Below are 21,246 nucleotides of genomic sequence, written 5' to 3' on the forward strand. Positions count from 1 at the left end.
GGATATGTTAGTTATGAAATTCAGAAAATTTAAAAATGGATAGCACGACCATCAACTGCTAAAGCAGATTCCACTAATACCTCGTTTAATGAAGGATGTGGATGAATTGCCTGACTAATTTCCCATGGTGTTGCATCCAACAATTTAGCTAAAGATGCCTCTCCAATTAAATCTGTCACGTGCGGCCCTACCATATGAATACCCAAAATATCATCTGTTTCTTCATCAGCAATTATTTTTACAAAACCTTCTGCTTCCCCATTTACCAATGCCTTACCAATTGCCTTGAAAGGGAATTTACCGATTTTTAATGAAAAGCCTCGCTCTTTGGCAGCACCTTCGGTTAAGCCAATGCTAGCAACCTCTGGATATGAATAAACACATTTCGGTACCTTCAGATCATCGATATGCTCTGCTTTACCTGTCGCTATATGCTCGATTGCTGACAGTCCTTCATGAGAAGCCACATGCGCTAACTGTAAGCCACCAATCACATCACCTATGGCATACATATGTGATTCCTTCGTTTGATAAGAATCATTCACTTTAATGAAGCCATTTTCCACTTCGATTTCTGTATTTTCCAAGCCAATGTCTTGCGTGTTGGCTTCACGACCAACACAAAGTAAAAGTTTATCTGCCTCAAAGATTTCTTCCTGCTCATTCACTTTCGCAGAAATGAAAACGTTATCATTTTCTATTTTGAATGTATCTGCATCTAAACGGGCATTTGTGACAATGCGAACTCCCCTCTTTTCAAGCTGCTTTGTTACTTCTTTGACGATATCAGCATCCTCTGCAGGTAAGATAGTTGGTCCGTATTCTAGAACTGTTACATATACGCCAAAATCGCAAAGCATAGATGCCCACTCAATTCCAATGACACCACCGCCAACGATTAACAATGATTTTGGTAAATTGTCAAGCTCCAACGCATGATCTGAATTCATCACATATTGGCCATCAACTGTTAATCCTGCCATACCTCTTGGCTTTGAGCCAGTTGCAATGACAACATTCGTCGGTACAAGCATTTCATTTTCTTGCCCATTGGACATTTCTACGGAAATAGTTCCTGGCATAGGAGAGAAAATAGAGGGACCTAAAATTCGTCCTGTACCATGATAAACATCTATTTTGCCTTTTTTCATCAGTGTATTCACACCTTGGCTTAATTGCTCAACGATCGCTTGCTTCCTAGCTTGCACTTTGTCAAATTGCAGTGTCACACCTTCAATGTCAACACCATACTCACTAGCCGTTTTATTAGCCATTCGATATACTTCTGCACTTCGAAGTAAAGCTTTACTTGGGATACAGCCTTTGTGCAAGCATGTTCCACCTAAACGATCCCGCTCTACAATAGCTGTTTTCAAGCCTAGTTGCGCAGCGCGGATGGCCGCCACATAACCGCCTGTACCTCCACCTAAAATGACAACATCATAATTTTGAGCCATGTTTATTCCCCCTTTTGAGAAAAGTGCTAAAGTATTCTATCTATTAAACCATTACCCTACCAATTAGCTTGCGGTCTATTTTTGCTTAAGAAGAACTGAACTTTAGCTTTACTACAACGGTGCTCTTATTTGTTGGTAAAATTAGAAGAAGTCGACAATGCGACTTCTCCAAATTTTCAAACCTTGTATATTAGCGACCGTGTAAAATATTTTTTTCATTTTTTAAGAATTGGCTGCGAGATTTCGCCACACGCGCAATACGTTCTTCAGCTAAACGATTCGCTGCCACATATGTTGGAATGCCATCTCGTTTTGAAATAGCAAAGATCTTTTCAATACTATCATAAATACCGTCAACGCGTTTCAGAGCTCGTTCACGATTATAGCCATATAATTCATCCGCAACGTTAATAACGCCACCAGCATTAATGACATAGTCTGGTGCATAGACAATACCTAATTCATGTAGGAAATCACCATGACGTGAATCTTTTAACTGATTATTAGCAGACCCAGCAATTACTTTTGCTTTTAATTGTGGAATTGTTTCATCATTTAATATAGCACCTAAAGCACAAGGAGAGAAAATATCAACTTCTTGCGCGTAGATTTCATCTGGAGCTACTGCAATTGCGTCAAAGTCACTCACAACTCTATCAATTGCTGCTTGATTGATATCTGTTACAACAAGTTTTGCCCCTTCATTATGTAAATACTCGCAAAGCTTGTAGGCTACATTTCCTAGACCTTGTACAGAAATTTTTAATCCCTCTAATGATTCTGAACCAAATGCTTCTTTTGCAGCCGCTTTCATACCGCGGTAAACACCATACGCCGTTACTGGAGATGGGTTCCCTGATGAACCGAATGCAGGTGAGATTCCTGTTACATAATCTGTTTCCTCATGGATTAAATCCATATCTGTAACTGTTGTACCTACGTCTTCTGCCGTGATATAACGACCATTTAAGCCTTGGATGAAACGACCTAATGCACGGAACATTTCTTCGTTTTTATCTTTAAATGGGTCACCGATAATGACCGTTTTTCCACCGCCAAGGTTTAAACCAGCTGCCGCATTTTTGTAGGTCATACCTCGTGCTAAACGCAATGCGTCTTCCACTGCATTTTCCTCTGATGCATATGTCCACATACGTGCCCCGCCTAATGCTGGTCCAAGTGTTGTATCATGGATAGCGATAACCGCTTTTAACCCTGATGCTTCATCTTGGCAAAATACCAATTGTTCATAATCATACTTTTCCATATACTTGAAGATTTCCATGAAACTCGCCCCTTTGCTTTGGAAAGTGCATCCCCAAATGCCCGTCCCAATCAAGTTTTATCTAACAATCTTACCACTTGTTGTCCTCGCCTCAGCTATAATACTGAGCCCCATTTTTCAGTAGGTGTTTAGACCCTAGGATAAAAATTGTTTAGTAATGGATAATATTGCTCCACTTATTTTTACAATACTGACAAATTCACAATTTCGCAACTATTATTACATATTCTTGTTTAAGTAAGAATTTTCTAAACATTCAGTAACAAAAACTACTATATGCTCCGTCTAGTTTTGACGAATAATTATTATATTGATTACTAGCCTTTCTTGACATTCCCCCATCCACAGGTACAATTAATCATAGGAATAAGGAGGGGTATATATGGCCCGTTTAGCTGCATTTATTGTAATGCTTATTCCAGGTCTTATGGCTGCAGGCGGCATTAAATTTATGCGTGATACATTATTTGGGAAGCTTCTTTCGCCTTTCCCATTTTTATGGCTACAATTTGTAGTAGGTGTTATATTCTTTGTTATAGGCTTTGGCTTTTTCGCAGGATTTTTACTACATCGTGACCGCAAAAATGGAAAAGTAGCACCTCGCTTCCAAAAAAAATAAAAATAGCTATCCAAATAAGTCACATGGACTTACTGGATAGCTATTTTTATACACGCTGCTGTGTAGTGATGACTTTATCAGGGTAATCTGTTATCCAACCTATTACAGCATGGTGAGGATTGGTTAAGAATGGTTCATTACCATCAATTGCATAAAAACGACAGGCTTTGCCGCTTGTTACGCATGCCTCTAAATATCTTGGCTTGTAGTACCTTTTATGCATATGGACAGTATCAGCAGCTTTGTAATCAGCTAACAGATCCCATTTTAATTTTTTCGTGGCTATTAGAGCCGTTTCATATTCAGGTCTTTGCTTTTTCACATATTCCAGTATTTCGTAATGGAACGACGAGAAGTGGCTCCCTGCTGGTAACGATAGCCCTTGAAGAAAGTCATTCAGCCCACTTTGATTGTCTAAAATGGTTGATTTTAATTCAATATTTAAAGGGAGCTTATGTGTTTTAGCCCATGCTAAAACTGCATCAAATGCTGGTATTTTAGCCGATGAAAAAAGACGCCTCCAAGGCTTGCCGAGTTTAAAACGTAATAACTCTTCCATCGTACAATCACTCACCAGTTTATTGATACCTACTAATCTTGACAATTGTGGATCATGGTAGACTATTGGACAACCATCTTTTGAAAATTGGATGTCTAACTCAATGCCATCAGCCCCAAGCTCCAATGCCTTTTCAAAAGCTTTAAAGGTATTTTCTAGCGCATAGGCCGATGCTCCTCGATGTGCAAACACCGGAATATAGGACGAATTAGACATTTAACTCACCAAACTCTAGCAGAAATTTACCATTGGTCATTTTGCTTAATAAAGATGATTTTTTACCAATTTGAATATACGTCCCCGGATGCGCTTCCTTTGTCACAACAATCTCTTCTTTACCAATATGACGCATTTCGTCCATTATTAGCTTTATTTCACGATCTAATGTAACCGCTTCTGCCTTTAACTTTGTTAAAGCTTGCTTTGTCTCTTCAAAGGATGCTGTTTGTTCTTTAGACATTTGGTTGAGAAATGGCAATAAACTTTTCATTTTGGATTCATGGGCTGCAATTTCTGATTGTAACTCTTTAAGCTGGACAGCTTTTTCCTGCATGATCGAATTATTCTCTTGTTTATTGACACTTTCAATAATCAAATCCGTTCGCCGTTCCAATCGATTACCAGATATGGCCGTGACAATCGTATTTTTAGCTACAGCACGCCCTCCAATAATTTTACCTTTTCGTTCATCCACTAAAATGGAATGGGCTGAAAGCTGTGAACCTAATGCATAGAAACCAATATGGATACTATCTGCTGCCATTAAATTTGCTTCATTGACATGTTTGACAAAAATATTGCCACCCGCTTCCACAACTGTTGACCCAAGACCAAATATGCCACCGCGAATATAAACATCTCCTTCGATGGATTTAATCAGTTTGGCACCGCTTACACCTTCAGCGCCATCAATAGAAATATCACCAGTTGCAATAACTGTATAGCCATTTGTTACTGTTCCTTTAATACTAAGAGAACCATTAAATTCTAGATTACCTGTTTCAACGCCTACATCACCGTTAATAGGTAGGTGTCTGTTTACACCAATCATACCTTTCACATCATCTAGAACACCAGCAATTTTCGAGCGGATCACAATTTTCCCGTCCTCTTCCACTTCATATGCTGATTTTGTATCGTATCGGATTGGAAAATCCCGTCCTGGTGCGGCAGCCACTACCTCACCTAGCACATTTTTCCCTGGTTTACCTAATGTAGCAGGAATCTTTTCACCTAGCCATGAGCCTTCCGAAATTTCTGAGATAAAATTCATATCAAAGTAATCCGCTTTTCCATCATCACGAATGACCGGTTTTCTCTCCGGCTTAGGTAAGTATGTAATTTGTGCATCCGTGCCTGCTATCGGTGGTTGCCCCTGAGCAATTAAAAATGCTTTTCCTGGTTCAGCCTTCGAAATATCAAAATCTAAAATTCCATGCACAATTTCATTTTCAGCAAGTATTTCTTGAATTTGCTGTGTCAGCTTTTCTTTATGATTGGCAATATATTCGTTTGTTTCATAGATAAAAATAGAGGCTGACATTTTATCACGGGCAATTTCAGCTTCAATATTTGGAAGCCAGCGGCCAATTTCTACTGGACTTGTATTTTGAGTAGACAGCACGTTTTTTAAAATTGAAAAATTAGATAATTTAAGTCGCGGATGACTACGTAAAATGCTATCAAATTCTTTTAATGGGAATCCGGCACTAAAAGTAAGCATAAATACCTTGCCATTTTCTTCAGAAATTTCGAAGTTTTCATTTCGAACTAGAATCAAGCTACCTCCTCCTTCCCTCTATATGTAAGTATATACAATCCACTTACATTTGTTTAGAGACCATTGTCACTAACGAGAAAGAAAATAGTACTACTTAATCATTAAAACATCGAACTATTTTTTATTTCCATTAAATATAAATAGGTTTATAATACTAAAAAAATGTTTATTATTTTATTTTTTTAATAAAATTACCCTTAATTACATGGATATTCTATTAGGATCATTTGAACAAATAGTATTCCCTAGATATATATTATAGGATGGGATCGTCATAAAAAATAAATAATAAAAGGTCTTTAGAACTATAAAATTTTCAGATATTAAGGCTCTTTATTCAAGATAACTCTTTATATTTCCAATTTGGAAGGTCGAACCAAGTTGTTCTAATTCTTCCTTAGTCATATATCGCATATTTATTTTACCGTCTACTACGAGACGGACTTCAAATAATTGTTCATCTATTTGTATAATTTCTATTGAATTCATTCCATCTAATTGAAAATTGACACTTTTCATTTGAATCACCTGCTTCTAGTTATTTCATCTAACCGTATGTAATAAAAAACTACCCCAAAAAAACAGGGTAGAAAAGGAAGTATTACCAAGCAGTATAACCAAAGTCATTACTAAAATCTACTGTTGTATTATTCGTAATTTCTATGTTTTTAATTTGATGTTTATAAAGGAACATTGTGTTATCTTCAAAAACTTTATAATTATAATTACCAAATATAGATTTAAGCTGACTATGCGAATTTAAAGGTTCAGAAATATTCCGTTTTGCATTTTTCGATGAGATTACTGCGATATAATTTCCAGAGGGAATACTATTAATACTATAATTCCCATTCTTATCTACTAAAGTTCTATATACATTTTTCAACTCAGTTTTATTATCAAGCCAATCGAATAATTCTTGTTTAGTGTAACTTGGATATGTTGCAGTTGTTGAAAATAGATAAACTGTAGCACCTGTATCTCCTAAAGTACCAATGAAGTCGTTATACTTCCAAACAACCGTACCCTTTATAGCACCGTTTCCTCTGCTGGTGTTGGATGTATTTGGATTACTAGAAACTTTACCAGATTTTATATATTGCTCTGTTCTATTTATAAAAGCTTTTAGGTGCGTTTGAGTCAATTTATTATTAGGCTTAAATGTACCATCAGAATAACCAGCTGTTATACCAGCAGCTACTAATTGTTGAATCGCATTATATGCACTATTTTCTCGAGGGACATCTTTAAACGTAGCATTCCCTGTAGGTAATTTTGAACCAAAAGCTCTTGAAATAAAAATCGCAATATGTGCTCTAGTTAATTCTTGCGAGGGCTTGAATGTACCATCAGAATATCCACTTACAATTCCTTTATCAACTGCTGATTGGATATAACCACTTGCGTAGTGACTTTTCGGAACATCTTTAAATTGTGTTGCTCTTTGAGTACCATCCAATCCTAAAAGCTTCCCAATTTCAACAATTGATTCGGCACGATTTGAAACCTTTTCTGCAGCATTCACTTCTGAACTATTAAATGAAAGAATAGACAAAATTAATACAAAAAACAATGAACATAACACTTTTCTCATATGTATACCTCCACATTTTATTCTAGAATCCACCCTTTAATACTAATATCTAAACCTAAATTGCATTACATTAGTATCACCCCTATAAGATAAGATTACCATCAAACCAATTTTTTTGAAATATTTTTTATAGTAAGGGATTAAGGCATAAAAAAATACGCCCTTCTAAACAGTGATTCCACTGTCTAAAAATGGCGTTATAAAAACTCGAAGTATAATTGCTATTTCAGTTTTTCTATCATTTATTGCTAAAAGCTGTACGTTTAGCTAGCCATCATGTCGATACGGATTTTGTCTGCTATCATAGCAATGAACTCACTATTCGTCGGCTTGGATTTCAAATGATGGACTGTGTAACCAAACATCGACGAAATGGATTCATAATTGCCACGATTCCATGCCACTTCAATAGCATGACGAATAGCACGTTCAACGCGTGATGGTGTTGTGTTGAATTTTTTTGCAATTTCCGGATATAAAATTTTTGTCACAGATCCTAATAATTCAATATCTTCGAATACCATTTGAATGGCTTCGCGCAAATAAGAGTACCCTTTAATATGAGCAGGTACACCAATTTCTTTAATGATGGCTGTAATTGTGCTGTCTAATTGATGCTGATTTAATTTTTGAGGCACTGTTGGTTGTAAAACGCTTGTCTTTTTAGGAAGTGTCGCCTTCTGTCCAGCACAGTGTAAAATCTTTTGTACCAATTGGTCAAATTCAAATGGCTTTAGCATGAAATAGGAAGCCCCTAAATCTACAGCCTGCTTCATGACATCTTCTTGGCCAAAGGCTGTTAACATAATTACTTGGACTGATGACATTTTCTCATTTTGATACATCGATTCTAAAACAGCTAAGCCGTCAAGATGAGGCATAATTATATCTAGAAGTAAAATATCAGGTGTAAATTCCTCAAGCATTTGTAGACAAATTTTTCCATTTGAAGCTGTCGCAATAATTTCTATTTCGGCATGTCCCTGGAAATATTGCTCCATTGTTTTTAATAACTCACGATTATCATCTGCAATCGCTACTTTTACCTTTGTCATTTCAATTCCTCCTTCTGGACTTGCTTTGAACACTCCAAAGCGTTAACCTAACCCCTAAATGCCGTTTTTGGCACACTGTGGAATTTTCGACATTTTTGTTTAAAAACCTTTTTCATTTCCAAAAATGAGTATGTAGTCCGATACTTTCTTTTAATATCGACAAGTTGCGCTAAATAATGGCAAACTGTCGAAATGCTCTTATTACCTATTTTAGATAAAAAAATAAGATAAAACTACAGTTTTTTTAAATATCATGACTCCTTAAGGTTATTATGAGAAATACTTGTTGAATTCAAGGTCTTTTTAACAAAAAGGTAAAAATCCGCAAGTCTCCAGCGGCACCTGTTCTGCCTGCGGAAAATGCGGATTTTTACCAAATGCCATCCCTCTTTTTAGGAAGACTTTCTTAACATTTCAGCTACCGTTAGAGCTGCTCCCTTTTTCGGCTCCTCCACAAACATATGTGTCACAGCACCGACAAACCGACCGTCTTGAATGATAGGACTGCCACTCATTCCTTGCAAAATTCCACCCGTTTTTTCAATGAGCTTTTCGTCAGATACTATAAATTCAAGTCGTTCATTTTCAACCTTTGTTATTTCAATGGAAAAAGTTTCGACTTTACGGCCTTCAATCGCCGTATATATTTCCGCTTTCCCCGTTTTTATATCCTTTTCATGCATAATTTCAATCGCTTTGGGTAATCTTTGTGGATAGCCTTCTTCCCAACGGCCAAAAATTCCATAAACAGTATTTTTATCTATACTCCCTAAACGTTCCTGATGTTTTTCAATGGAGGAGATTTTGTATCCCGGTTGGCCAGGCATACTTTTACGGATTTGTTGAATGGAAGCTAAAAAAATGGAGCCAGCTCTAAATACAGGGGCTTCTTGTAGGGTTGAATCAACAATTTGATGACCTAGTGCGCCATAGTTTTTTGTCTCTGGATCAATATAAGTCAGTGTTCCTACTCCATCTGTTTCATCTTTTAAAAAGGATATGATGTGCTCTGCTTCTTGATTTTGTAATTCAAGTGTAACTTGTTTTCCGTCATTATTGATCGTCCATTTCTGTTGGCCTTCTTTAGCCATAGCTTGTTTGGCATCTGCCAGCGATTTTACAGGTATATCATTAATTTTTTCAATCACTGCGCCGCCTTTCATCCACTGATTGGAAGCTAACAGTACATCATGCGCTACAAACACATGCGATAATTGAAGTTGGATTCCAATGGCTTCTCCCATCGGTATAAGCTTTTTGGCGGCTAAAGCTTGTATAGGCAACACTAACAAAAAGATGAGCATAGGCAAAATGACTAATTGACGCCAACGACGATTCATACGACACCTCCTTTTCATTTTTGTCTTTTTACTATGTGTTGTTGTGGCATTCTTATAAGCGGTAAATATTTGTGCAAAAAGAAAAAAACCAGAAACAGTATCAACAACTGTTTCTGGAATATGCTTAACGCATTTGTTTTTTACGTTCTTCTGCCATGGTTAATAACTCTGTTGCATGCTGTAGCGTTAAAGCAGTAATTTCTGTTCCAGACATCATACGGCTGACTTCTTCAATCCGTGCCTTCTGATCAATTTCTGATAAAGAAGTAAATGTTCGATCATGTTCTACTTCTTTTTTTATAAAGTAATGATGATCAGCCATTGCTGCAACTTGAGGTAAGTGTGAAATGCAAAGCACTTGAGAATTAATGGATACTGCAGCAATTTTTTCTGCAATGGCCTGCGCTACTCTTCCACTAACACCTGTGTCCACTTCATCAAAAATGATGGATGTAATACCATTCGAAGAAGAGAAAATGGTTTTCAGCGCCAGCATCATTCGTGATAACTCTCCTCCTGAAGCAATTTTCGGTAAGGACTTTGGTGGTTCTCCAACATTGGTAGAAATATGGAAAACAATTTGATCTTTTCCATTTGCATCGAAATATGGCAATTCTTCAAAATTGACAATGAATTTAGCTTTTTCCATATGTAATTCACGTAACTCTGCCATAATGGCTTCACTTAACTGTTGGGCAGCAGCTTTACGCACGGTTGAAAGTTCTGCAGCAAGCTCATTGAGCACCGATTCCATTTCAAGCACTCTTCGCTCTTTCACCTGTAAAATTTCATCGCGATTGAGCAGTTCATTTAACTCTATTTTTATTTTTTCAAAATACGCTAAAATGTCCTCCACTGTCGAACCATATTTGCGTTTTAAATTTTGGAATAAAGCTAACCGTTGCTCCACCTCATTTAAACGTGCTGGATCAAACTCTAACTCATCTAATACATTTTTGACCTGATAAGCCGCATCTTGTAGCGCATAAAATGCCGTTGTCACTGCCTCGGAAGCTTCTTTGAATTGTTCATCCACTGTTGCTGCATCGTCCAAAGCTCCCATTGCATTACCAATCCAATCAAGACCTTTTGATTCTCCCTGAATAGCCTCATAGGCAGCACTAGAGCGCTCAAAAATTTTATTGTAATTCATGAGTCGACGGCGTTCATCAAGAAGCTCATCTTCCTCACCTAGCCTTAAATTGGCTTCTTCTAGCTCTTTTATTTGAAATTGATACAAATCAATGCGTTGTGCCATCAATTGTTCATCAATAGAAATTGAAGCCAGGTCCTTTTTCAGCATTCGATATTCTTCATATTGTTCGCTGTATGTTTTTTGAATAGGCAACAGCTGTTCTTCTGCAAACTGGTCGAGTAAATTGATATGTTGTTTTTCATCCATCAGCTCTTGATTTTCATGTTGGCCATGAATATCAATAAGACTCGCACCAATTTCCCTCAGCACTGATAATGGCACAAGTTTACCATTTACACGGCAAATACTTTTCCCAGAATCATTTAAATCACGACGTAAAATAACTGTATCTTCTTCAATTTCAATGCCTGCTTCTTCTAATTTTTTCAGCACTGGATGCGTGGAATTCGAAATTTGAAATAAACCACCTAATTCTGCTTTCCTTGCTCCATGACGAATAAATTCAGTATTTCCCCGCCCACCAGCAAGTAAATGAACAGCATCAATGATAATTGATTTACCAGCACCAGTTTCCCCAGTTAGCACTGTCAATCCTTCTGAAAAACTTACAGTCAAATCCTCAATGATAGCAAAGTTTCGGATACTAAGCTCTCTTAACACTAATTGTCACCTCTGAATCCATTTCCCCATTTTTTAAAGCATGTCTAGTAAGCGATTTTTTGTATTTTCCCGCTCGTTTTCATCTCGACAAATAATTAAAATGGTATCGTCTCCAGAAATTGTACCTAAAATTTCTGGCCAATCTAAATGGTCTAATAAGGATGCAATCGCATTCGCATTTCCAGGAAGAGCTTTCATCACTAAAAAGTGCGAAGCTCCATCAATGCTGATAAAGGCATCCGCTAATGCGCGATGTAATTTTTGTACTGGGTTAAATCTTTGATCTGCGGGCAAGCTATACTTATAGCGGCCGTCCTGTAATGGTACTTTCACCAAATGTAGCTCTTTGATATCACGGGATACCGTAGCTTGTGTCACATTATAGCCTGCATCTTTTAGAAAATCGACTAAATCATCTTGTGTTTCAATTTCATGATTAGCAATAATATCCCGAATCCGTATATGTCGTTGTCCTTTATTCATCATAGCCACCTCTAATAAATAATTAATTATGTGTATAATCACACTACCATTTTCAACAAAAAAGCACAAGAAAAAACACGGCTCTATAAGCGAGCACGTGTTATTTTAAAGAATTATGCGCTTCTTCTACGAGTGCATTAAAAGCTGTATATGCAGGAATGTCTTCTTCTCCAACAGGATTCACTAAATGGAATAAAAATTCAATATTTCCTTCCCCACCTGTTATCGGGGAATAAGAAGCATCCTTCACCACAAATCCAACTTCTGTGGCCATTGCTGCCGTTTTTTCTAATACTTCAAGATGGACTTTTTTATCACGAACGATACCTTTTTTTCCAACCTTATCTTTTCCCGCTTCAAACTGCGGCTTCACCAATGCCATGACATCGCCACCTGGTAGCAATAATGTCTTTAACACTGGTAAAATTAATGATAAAGAAATAAAACTAACATCTATTGTTGCAAAATCAGGTAACCCTTCAGATAAATCTGCCGCCGTAGTATATCGGAAATTAGTTTTTTCCATGACAGTCACACGTTCATCCGACCGAATTTTCCATGCTAATTGATTGGAGCCAACATCCAGCGCATAGCAATGTCTTGCTCCATGCTGCAACGCACAATCTGTAAATCCACCTGTAGAGGAGCCAATGTCAAGCATCAGCTTCCCTTCTACAGACATATCAAAAATTTGTAGGGCCTTTTCAAGCTTCAGACCACCACGACTAACATATTTTAAATCGGAGCCTTTTACTTGTAGAGGGGAATCGATAGCAATTTTTTCTCCTGCTTTATCAATACGTATTTCATTTGAAAAAACAAGTCCTGCCATAATGGAACGTTTTGCTTTTTCTCTTGTTTCACATAATCCACGCTCTACTAGTAAAATATCCACGCGTTCTTTTGGTTGTTTTGTCATTATTTATTCAAACCTACTTGCTGTTTTTGTTGAAGTAATACCTGCATACGCGCTACCGCATCCTCTGCTGTCATATGAATTTCTTCAAGCAGCTGATCGACATTACCATGCTCGATATATTGATCTGGAATACCCATACGATCAACAATTGCATTAAGATAGCCATGGTCATGAGCAAATTCTAATACGCCGCTGCCAAATCCACCTTTTAGAACCGCTTCTTCAATCGTTAAAATCGGTTTATGATTAGATAAAATTCGATGTAGCATATCCTTATCCATTGGTTTGATAAAGCGTGCATTGACCACCTCAATATCAATACCTTGCTGTGCTAACATGTCTGCTGCTTGCATGGCCATCGGAATCGTTGTGCCAAATGTTAAAATGGAAGCGTCTTTTCCTTCTCGTAAAACTTCCCAGCTACCAATTGGTAATGCCACAAGCTCATCATCTAGTGGTACACCAATCCCATTACCACGTGGATAACGTAACGCAATTGGACCTCCATCATACTCAATAGCTGTTTTCACCATATGCTGCCCCTCATTCTCATCCTTAGGCATCATGATCGTCATGTTTGGAATATGACGAAGGAAAGCGATATCAAATACGCCCTGATGTGTTTCCCCGTCTGCCCCAACTAAACCAGCACGATCAATACCGATAAAGACATTTAGATTCGGACGTGCAATATCATGTAAAACTTGGTCATAAGCACGTTGTAGGAATGTGGAATAAATCGCTAAAAATGGCTTCATATTTTGTGTAGCTAAACCTGCTGCCATTGTTGCTGCATGCTGCTCAGCAATCCCCACGTCAAAGAAACGATTTGGAAAATCCTGTTGAATACCTTGTAATTTTGACCCGACAGGCATAGCAGGTGTGATCGTCACGATTCGCTCATCTTCATGAGCAATTTTACGAACTGTTTCTGCAATTAAACTACTCCATGCTGGCCCTTTTGTCTCTGACTTAACAAAGGCACCATTTTCAATTTTATAAGGACCTGTTCCATGCCAATTACCAATTGTATCGTCTTCAGCAGGTTTATAGCCCTTCCCTTTTTTCGTAATCACGTGAACCAGGACTGGCCCTTTCACTTTTTTTGCATGGGATAATGTCATTTCCAATGCTTCAAAATCATGACCATCAATAGGACCAAGATATTTAAAGCCTAGTTCTTCAAAAAAGACCCCTGACACCACTAAATATTTTAAGCTATCCTTCAAGCGTTCCGCAGTAGATGCAAGCTTCCCACCTAATACCGGAATTTTATTAATCAGTGATTCGAGCTCTTCTTTGGCTTTTGAATACTCCTTGGCAGTACGCAAACGTCCTAAAACACTGTGAAGCGCACCAACATTTGGAGCAATGGACATTTCATTATCATTTAGGATGACAATCATATTCGTTTTCGCATGTCCGATATGATTTAACGCTTCAAGCGCCATACCGCCAGTTAAAGCGCCATCCCCAATAATAGGAATTACATAGTTATGTTCTTTTTTTATATCACGTGCTGCTGCCATACCCATGGCTGCTGATAAGGAAGTTGAGCTATGACCTGTTTCCCATTCATCATGTTCACTCTCCACGCGCTTTGGAAATCCACAAAGCCCTTTGAACTGACGTAGTGTGTCAAATTGACTCGCACGACCTGTTAAAATTTTATGCACGTAAGCTTGGTGGCCAACATCCCACAAAAACTTATCTTTTGGACTGTCAAACATTTTATGCAACATCATCGTAAGCTCGACTACTCCTAAATTCGGCCCGATATGTCCACCTGTGACAGAACATTTTTCGATTAAGAAGGTACGAATTTCTTGCGCTACCTGCTCAAGCTCCTTCTTATTTAAGTTTTTTAAAAAGGATGGACTAGTTATTTTATTTAAATCCACCTTTCTCACACACCTTTTCAATAAAATATTCACCGCATTTGTTTTCACTATTATAGCAGTGTTATCAATATGCTAAAAGCACGAGCACTTCATTGTTTACAATTTGTAAACGTTCCCACCTATTCTAGCATATTCTTTTCCTTCAATGCCTTGATTTTCTCTTAGTTTTTACGATGAACAATATATGCCGCAAAGTCTCGTAACAAGCTAGCATCTATTGGTAATTGATCGAGTGCATTAATGGCATGTTGATAATGCTCCGCAAGCTTTTCTTTCGCTCCATCTAGCGTTAAAAGTGCTGGATAAGTACTCTTATCACTAGCTACATCTTTGCCTGCCGTTTTCCCTAGTTCTTCTGTTGTCCCTTCGATATCTAAAATATCGTCTTGGATTTGGAAAGCTAGGCCGATGTGATGGGCATATTCCTTCAATGTAGCACGGTCTTGTTTAGACGCGTCTGCTAATACGGCTCCCGCTTCAATACTAAATCTTAATAAAGCACCAGTTTTATTGACATGGACTTGTTCCAGTTCCGTTAAATCAAGCTGACGCTGCTCACCCTCCATATCGAGTACTTGACCACCAACCATGCCTTCAGCACCTGCGGCAACGCTTAATAACTGCACAAGCTCTATACGCTTTTCAGCTGTTACATCCATGCGCGCTAAAATACCAAATGCCAATGTGTTTAATGCATCACCAGCTAGTGTTGCAAGTGCTTCTCCATAAACTTTGTGGTTTGTTGGCTTTCCTCTTCTAAAATCATCATTATCCATGCTTGGTAAATCATCATGAATTAACGAGTACGTATGAATGATTTCAATGACAGCCCCTACAATTAAACCATCCTGTAAATTTTTTCGGTAAAGCTCAAGGACAGCTAATACAAAAAGTGGTCGTATACGTTTTCCGCCCGCCTTTAATGAATATAGCATGGAGTCCTTTAAATCTACTGGAGCATCAATTTTTGAAACAAGTGCAAACATCGTTTCTTCGATTTGTGGTATGTTGCTTTCAATAAAGTACTTTAATGGCTCATTCATTTCCTAATTCTCTCCCTTTAGTGGATCAAATGCTGTTGTTTCACCTGTCTCTTGGACAATAGATACTAGCTGCTCTTCAGCATGTTGCAGCTTACTATGGCAAAACTTTGATAGCTCCATTCCTTGCTTGTATAAATCAATCGCATTTTCCAATGGCACATCGCCTTGTTCTAGCTGGCGAACTATTTCTTCCAATGCCGTCATAGCCTCTGCGAAAGTTTGTTGCTTTTCTGTCACAACGATTCCCCCTCATTCTTTGGCAAAATATCCTTCACTTCAGCCACAACCTTCCCATCATGGAAAGCTAATGTCAGATAATCCTGTTCTTGTACTTCAGTGGATGATTTGATCATATGTTGATCTTTATAAGCGACTGTAAATCCTCTTGTTAAAATGGATAGTGGATTTAATGCTTCTAGTGTTCGAATGGTTGCCTCAAATTGTTGTTGCTGCTTCGCTACATAATACGTTGCAGCACGTGTTAACTGTTGCATGCGCGCTTCTAGCTCCCGTTGATGGAAAGCAAGTGCTTTTTTTGGTGAATGTTGTGCCACCGTACTATGTAATTGTTGAAGCTGTGCACTCTTCTTCATCAAATCTACTTGCATGGCTGTTTGCAATCCTGACTCGAGCTGTGCCAATCTTTCAGTAAACGGTCGATAAAGTCTTTCTGGCATTGACAATGGATAAGACTGTTGGAGCTTATTAAGACGTTGTCGTTCAGCCATAAGTTGCGACCTAACCATTTGGTGAATTTGAGATTTTTGTGAAAGTACCCGCTGGAATAGCTCCGTTTGATCTGGTACTGCCATCTCTGCGGCTGCTGTTGGTGTAGGTGCGCGTAAATCAGAGACATAGTCGGCAATTGTCGTATCTGTTTCATGACCAACTGCGCTAATAATAGGGATTCGACTTTCAAAAATAGCTCTCGCTACTATTTCTTCATTGAATGCCCATAAGTCCTCGATAGAGCCTCCCCCTCGTCCGACAATCAACACTTGACACGTAGCATCTTGATTGGCACGTTGAATATTTCGCACAATATTTGGTGCCGCCTGTGCTCCTTGAACGAGTGTAGGGTAAATCAGAATTTCAGCTAGAGGGTAACGTCTCTTTAAAGTCGTACAAATATCTCGAATCGCTGCTCCTGTTGTTGATGTTAGCACACCAATTTTTTCAGGAAACTTTGGGATCGATTGTTTCCAATCTAATTTAAAAAGCCCTTCTTTTTGTAATTGTTCTTTTAATTGATTAAAGGCAACAAATAGACTACCGATACCATCCGGTTGCATTTCTTGGACATATAGCTGATAAGTCCCATAGCCTTCGTAAACGTTTACATCCCCACGAATAAATACTTGCATACCTTCTTTTGGTTCAAATGCTAATTTCGTGGCAGCCGCTTTAAACATCGTGGCAGCAATTCTTGCCCCATCATCCTTTAATGTAAAGTAAATATGGCCAGATTGATGAATTTTCACATTTGATAGTTCGCCTTTCACATACACTTCGCGTAGGTGAGGGTCAGCATCGAATTTTCGTTTAATATATTTTGTTAATGCTTTTACAGTTAAATAAGAAGCAGAGGACATGTTTTCGGCTCCTTTACTAAGATCAAGTTTTTCACAAAAACTACACCTATCATAACATTTTTTACTGGTGTTGACGCGTTTAAATGCAGTTTCGCTAGAAAAAATGCCTGTCTTTTATCTATCAAAAAACAACTATAACATATTCATACACGTTCTAACTAATAGAAATTGACTATTCAATGAATAACAAAAGAAGGTCTCATAACAACAGTTGTTATGAGACTTTACATTTTAATAGAATAATAATAATAATGTTCCTACAATAAAACAGTAGTACGTAAAATAGCTAAGTTTACCACTTTTCATAATGCCCATAAACCAACGCATGGCAAAGTACGTCATAATAAGTGTAGCTAGAAAAGTGGCTGCATATGGAAGCGCTAACGCACCTTTATTAGGCTCACCTAAAAAATCAGTTATACCTAATACAACCCCACCTAAGCTTACTGGAATATAAAGCATAAAGGAGAAACGTAATGCCGTATCCTGTCTCATACCTACTGCAATAGCTGAAATAATCGTAGCACCTGATCGGCTAATACCTGGTGTGAGAGCGACTGCTTGCCCTAACCCAACAATAATGGCATCCTTCGTACTTAAATCTGCATCTTTTTTCTTCCCACGCATATTACGAATCAACCATAATGCCGCACCCGTAACAAACAACATGAGTGCAATTGTCGTCATGCTCACATTGTCTCCAATAACATCACTTAATAATACTCCTAAAACGCCCGCCGGAATTGAACCGATAATAATATACAAAGCAAAACGAAAATCAGCATTATAGCGCTTCTCACGTGTTTTCAAGTACAAGAAGAAATGGGAAATCAATCGCACTATATCCTCACGATAAATATAAACAATAGCAAGTAACGACGCTGTATTGGTTAGAATGGCGAACGTAAACCCTTGTTCACCAAGCCCTAGTATTTCGCTGGCAATCATCACATGTCCACTTGACGATACGGGAATTGGTTCTGTAAACCCTTGGACAAGGCCAATAATGATATGCTTCACAATTAACACAATATCGATATTTTCCATAAAAACCTCCTACTAAGTATGTATGTCCCAAACGTTACATTAGACGTCAAAATTAGCATAAAAGTTCTGGCATCGATCCATAAAAGAAGTCATCTCAACACGATATTGAGATGACTTCTGGAAAAGGCTATTTAATTAGCAAGCTTATTTTCAGCTGCTTGCACAGTGTTGAATAGTAACATGGTGATGGTCATCGGTCCAACACCGCCTGGAACAGGGGTGATATGAGACGCTATACCATCTACTTCAGCAAAGTTTACGTCGCCGCATAATTTATTGTTGTCATCACGATTAATGCCAACATCAATTACAACAGCCCCTTCTTTCACATGCTCTTTTGTAATAAAGTTTGCACGTCCAACAGCAGCAATTAATATATCCGCTTGTTTTGTAAATGAAGGTAAATCTGGCGTTTTGGAATGTGTATACGTAACCGTAGCATCTTTTTGCAATAGTAGTTGTCCCATTGGCTTACCAACAATATGACTACGTCCTACGATTACAGCATGTTTTCCTGCAATTTCAATTCCTGAATACTCAAGAAGCTTCATTACGCCAAAAGGAGTACAAGGTAAAAATGTTTCTTGGCCAAGCATCATTTTCCCAACACTGACAGGTGAGAAGCCATCAACATCCTTCTCGACAGCAATTGTCGCGATGACTGTATCCTCATCAATATGTTTGGGAAGTGGTAATTGTACTAAAATACCGTGAATATCTTCACGTTGATTTAATTGTTGAATTTGTGTTAATAATTCCTCTTGCTTCGTTTCTTCTGGTAATTTAATCAGTTCCGAATACATACCAATTGCTTCACAAGATTTTTGCTTATTTCTCACATATGTAGCTGAAGCTTGGTTGTCCCCAACTAACACAACCGCTAAACCAGGTGTTAACCCCTGTTCTTTTAAACGAATTACACGCTCTGCTACAGCATTACGAATTTCTTGACCAATCTCTTTACCATTAATAATTGCACTTGACATAAACCTTCGTTACTCCTTCCAATTCAACACATTATTCTTGTTCTGTAAATTTAGAAAGTACACCATTGACGAATTTAGATGAACTATCATCGCCAAATGTTTTACATAACTCGATTGCTTCGTTTAGTACTACTCTTTTTGGTGTTTCTGGCATGTATAACAGCTCGTATACAGCTAGGCGTAAAACAGTTCTTTCAATTTTGGGTAAACGGGCAAGTGACCACTTTTCAAGATGCTGTTCTAATGTAGCATCAATTTCCTCCAAATGTTCAGCTGTTCCAGTAACAATTTTTTCGTAGAAGACATTTGTCGGTTGGCCTTTAATATGACCCATTGCTTCTTCAACTGTTAAATCTGTATTGTCTAGCTGAAACAAAACTTGCAACGCTTTTTCGCGTGCTTCATGTCGTTTCATGTAAAGCTCTCCTTCTTAAGTGGCATTAAGGTTTATAATAGCATAAAATCGCCCGAGAAACACGATTTCAAGCAAGTTTTCAATAATCTGAAACCTTTTTCAAGAAACTTTTTGCGCATCTAACAATTCATGTTAAGCATTCCAAAATGATTGTTTAAATCACAAAATGTTATAATAAAGAAAATTGAAAGAATCTTCAGAGGTGTTCACAATGCAATATGAAGCTATTTGCACAAGCTGTAAAAAACCATTCAAGCTCCGAGAGGGTGAAGCACAATATAAACAAATGAAAGAACGTAAAGCTCACCTATTTTATTGCGAAGAGTGCAAGCATAAAATTCGCTTTGATGCCATCCGAAACTTCTTTAGCTACTAGTGGAGGCAAGTAAGTATGAAGGAACATTATTATACAATCGGTGAGGTTGCCAAACTGTCGAATCTATCTGTTCAAACTTTACGCTATTATGATCAGATTGATTTATTTAAGCCTGCATACACTGATACTTATACCAATTATCGCTATTATAAAGATAGTCAAGTTTTTTATTTAGACATCATTAAATCACTTAAATATATCGGTATTTCACTAGAAGATATAAAAAAGGCGCTCAAATTAACGTCTGAAGAACTGCTTGACTTTTTAGCACAGCAAGAGCTAAGAATTGATGATAAAATTTCACGATTGAATGAAGTAAAAAACACATTATTAAAAACCAAAAAGCAATTACAGGAACAAATTGATATCCCCTTCTTTGGTGAGGTATATATACAGGTAGAGGAAGCGATGCCTATTCTACAAGTGACAACTAACAAATTAACACCAACTTCTAGTACCAATACATATTACGCAACCCTTACAAAAATTATTGAGAAAGAAGGCAGTGTATTAAATAGTCGCTATGGTTGTATATATCCACTCGCTCCCTATGAAGATGTGAATGCAATTATTTATGATGCTATTTTCACCCCGCTATTAACAGAGCGTATTTTTTCGAAGCTATCGTCAAACATTGAACAAACAATTATACCTGCAGGTACATTTGTATGTATCGCATTTATCTACCATCCGGATACCTATTTTTCTTTTTATGAAAAATTAAGAAATTATGTGATGGCTCAGTCAGAGGCTTTTGAATCCCAAGTTTATGAGCTCTATATGCCAGCTACTCTTACTATAGAGCATGAAAAGAAATTCATTGTTGAATTAAAGGTTCGCAAAAAACAATAAGATATCATCTTCCTTTATGTATAACTCTCTACATTAATTTCCAAACTGATAAAAAACATTAAAATTGAAAACAAATCTTTTGACCCTATAGTTACTATAGGGTTTATCGTATTACATGGAAATATTC

The 21,246-nt window shown here is 37.6% G+C and carries 21 protein-coding genes; 3 read left to right on the top strand and 18 right to left on the bottom strand.

Annotation, left to right across the window (positions count from 1 at the left end; genetic code table 11):
* Positions 1 to 29 precede the first annotated feature (29 nt).
* Both lpdA and ACE1MS_RS14140 read right to left on the bottom strand, forming a co-directional pair.
* The gene (gene lpdA, locus ACE1MS_RS14135) at positions 30 to 1,457 is read right to left on the bottom strand and encodes a dihydrolipoyl dehydrogenase (protein WP_031417424.1); all 1,428 of its coding nucleotides are present in this window, start codon (positions 1,455 to 1,457) and stop codon (positions 30 to 32) included.
* 190 nt (positions 1,458 to 1,647) lie between these two features.
* Positions 1,648 to 2,742, bottom strand: coding sequence for a Leu/Phe/Val dehydrogenase (locus tag ACE1MS_RS14140; protein WP_447402426.1), 1,095 nt, complete (start codon positions 2,740 to 2,742; stop codon positions 1,648 to 1,650).
* A gap of 382 nt (positions 2,743 to 3,124) precedes the next feature.
* Here ACE1MS_RS14140 and ACE1MS_RS14145 point away from each other — a divergent pair, with 382 nt between their 5' ends.
* The gene (locus tag ACE1MS_RS14145; RefSeq protein ID WP_008179922.1) at positions 3,125 to 3,361 is read left to right on the top strand and encodes a DUF2627 family protein; all 237 of its coding nucleotides are present in this window, start codon (positions 3,125 to 3,127) and stop codon (positions 3,359 to 3,361) included.
* A 46-nt stretch (positions 3,362 to 3,407) separates the two neighbouring features.
* Here ACE1MS_RS14145 and ACE1MS_RS14150 read toward each other — a convergent pair whose 3' ends face one another.
* The 16 genes from ACE1MS_RS14150 to nusB form a co-directional block, all read right to left on the bottom strand.
* Entirely contained in the window at positions 3,408 to 4,136 is a 729-nt protein-coding gene (locus ACE1MS_RS14150) for a glycerophosphodiester phosphodiesterase (protein ID WP_031417420.1), read from the bottom strand.
* Positions 4,129 to 5,700, bottom strand: coding sequence for a DUF342 domain-containing protein (locus ACE1MS_RS14155; RefSeq protein WP_012295048.1), 1,572 nt, complete (start codon positions 5,698 to 5,700; stop codon positions 4,129 to 4,131). The genes ACE1MS_RS14150 and ACE1MS_RS14155 overlap by 8 nt, the downstream gene beginning before the upstream one ends.
* Positions 5,701 to 6,033: 333 nt before the next feature.
* Positions 6,034 to 6,219: a hypothetical protein gene (locus ACE1MS_RS14160; RefSeq protein WP_031417418.1), complete on the bottom strand. Its 186-nt coding sequence runs from the start codon at positions 6,217 to 6,219 to the stop codon at positions 6,034 to 6,036.
* 82 nt (positions 6,220 to 6,301) lie between these two features.
* Positions 6,302 to 7,294 carry an S-layer homology domain-containing protein gene (locus tag ACE1MS_RS14165; RefSeq protein ID WP_031417416.1) on the bottom strand — a complete coding sequence of 331 codons (993 nt, stop codon included), beginning with the start codon at positions 7,292 to 7,294 and terminating at the stop codon, positions 6,302 to 6,304.
* A gap of 263 nt (positions 7,295 to 7,557) precedes the next feature.
* Positions 7,558 to 8,349 (bottom strand): sporulation transcription factor Spo0A, encoded by a 792-nt coding sequence (gene spo0A / locus ACE1MS_RS14170; RefSeq protein WP_031417414.1) that lies wholly within the window; start codon positions 8,347 to 8,349, stop codon positions 7,558 to 7,560.
* A gap of 392 nt (positions 8,350 to 8,741) precedes the next feature.
* Positions 8,742 to 9,689, bottom strand: coding sequence for a SpoIVB peptidase S55 domain-containing protein (locus ACE1MS_RS14175; RefSeq protein WP_031417413.1), 948 nt, complete (start codon positions 9,687 to 9,689; stop codon positions 8,742 to 8,744).
* Positions 9,690 to 9,813: 124 nt separating this feature from the next.
* Positions 9,814 to 11,505 (bottom strand): DNA repair protein RecN, encoded by a 1,692-nt coding sequence (recN, locus tag ACE1MS_RS14180; RefSeq protein ID WP_447402427.1) that lies wholly within the window; start codon positions 11,503 to 11,505, stop codon positions 9,814 to 9,816.
* Between the two features lie 33 nt (positions 11,506 to 11,538).
* Positions 11,539 to 11,988, bottom strand: coding sequence for a transcriptional regulator AhrC/ArgR (gene ahrC / locus ACE1MS_RS14185; RefSeq protein WP_031417410.1), 450 nt, complete (start codon positions 11,986 to 11,988; stop codon positions 11,539 to 11,541).
* A gap of 100 nt (positions 11,989 to 12,088) precedes the next feature.
* Positions 12,089 to 12,907 (bottom strand): TlyA family RNA methyltransferase, encoded by an 819-nt coding sequence (locus tag ACE1MS_RS14190; RefSeq protein ID WP_012295056.1) that lies wholly within the window; start codon positions 12,905 to 12,907, stop codon positions 12,089 to 12,091.
* Complete coding sequence (dxs, locus tag ACE1MS_RS14195; RefSeq protein ID WP_012295057.1) at positions 12,907 to 14,808, bottom strand: 1-deoxy-D-xylulose-5-phosphate synthase; 1,902 nt, start codon at positions 14,806 to 14,808, stop codon at positions 12,907 to 12,909. Before dxs ends, ACE1MS_RS14190 begins: the two co-directional genes overlap by 1 nt.
* A 161-nt stretch (positions 14,809 to 14,969) precedes the next feature.
* Positions 14,970 to 15,851: a polyprenyl synthetase family protein gene (locus ACE1MS_RS14200; RefSeq protein WP_012295058.1), complete on the bottom strand. Its 882-nt coding sequence runs from the start codon at positions 15,849 to 15,851 to the stop codon at positions 14,970 to 14,972.
* A 3-nt stretch (positions 15,852 to 15,854) separates the two neighbouring features.
* Positions 15,855 to 16,088 carry an exodeoxyribonuclease VII small subunit gene (xseB, locus tag ACE1MS_RS14205; protein ID WP_008179899.1) on the bottom strand — a complete coding sequence of 78 codons (234 nt, stop codon included), beginning with the start codon at positions 16,086 to 16,088 and terminating at the stop codon, positions 15,855 to 15,857.
* On the bottom strand, positions 16,085 to 17,443 hold the full coding sequence (xseA, locus tag ACE1MS_RS14210; RefSeq protein WP_447402428.1) for an exodeoxyribonuclease VII large subunit: 1,359 nt from the start codon (positions 17,441 to 17,443) through the stop codon (positions 16,085 to 16,087). The genes xseB and xseA overlap by 4 nt, the downstream gene beginning before the upstream one ends.
* A 231-nt stretch (positions 17,444 to 17,674) precedes the next feature.
* Positions 17,675 to 18,490 carry an undecaprenyl-diphosphate phosphatase gene (locus ACE1MS_RS14215; RefSeq protein ID WP_012295060.1) on the bottom strand — a complete coding sequence of 272 codons (816 nt, stop codon included), beginning with the start codon at positions 18,488 to 18,490 and terminating at the stop codon, positions 17,675 to 17,677.
* A gap of 131 nt (positions 18,491 to 18,621) precedes the next feature.
* Positions 18,622 to 19,476, bottom strand: a complete 855-nt coding sequence (gene folD, locus ACE1MS_RS14220; RefSeq protein WP_012295061.1) for a bifunctional methylenetetrahydrofolate dehydrogenase/methenyltetrahydrofolate cyclohydrolase FolD — start codon at positions 19,474 to 19,476, stop codon at positions 18,622 to 18,624.
* A 31-nt stretch (positions 19,477 to 19,507) separates the two neighbouring features.
* Positions 19,508 to 19,891, bottom strand: coding sequence for a transcription antitermination factor NusB (nusB, locus tag ACE1MS_RS14225; protein ID WP_012295062.1), 384 nt, complete (start codon positions 19,889 to 19,891; stop codon positions 19,508 to 19,510).
* A gap of 211 nt (positions 19,892 to 20,102) precedes the next feature.
* Between nusB and ACE1MS_RS14230 the strand changes: the two genes are divergently transcribed.
* Both ACE1MS_RS14230 and ACE1MS_RS14235 read left to right on the top strand, forming a co-directional pair.
* The gene (locus ACE1MS_RS14230) at positions 20,103 to 20,267 is read left to right on the top strand and encodes a DUF2197 domain-containing protein (protein WP_012295063.1); all 165 of its coding nucleotides are present in this window, start codon (positions 20,103 to 20,105) and stop codon (positions 20,265 to 20,267) included.
* A 15-nt stretch (positions 20,268 to 20,282) separates the two neighbouring features.
* Positions 20,283 to 21,119, top strand: a complete 837-nt coding sequence (locus ACE1MS_RS14235; RefSeq protein WP_036164103.1) for a MerR family transcriptional regulator — start codon at positions 20,283 to 20,285, stop codon at positions 21,117 to 21,119.
* The last annotated feature ends 127 nt before the right edge of the window (positions 21,120 to 21,246 follow it).

Source organism: Lysinibacillus sp. fkY74-1 (genome assembly GCF_053165895.1).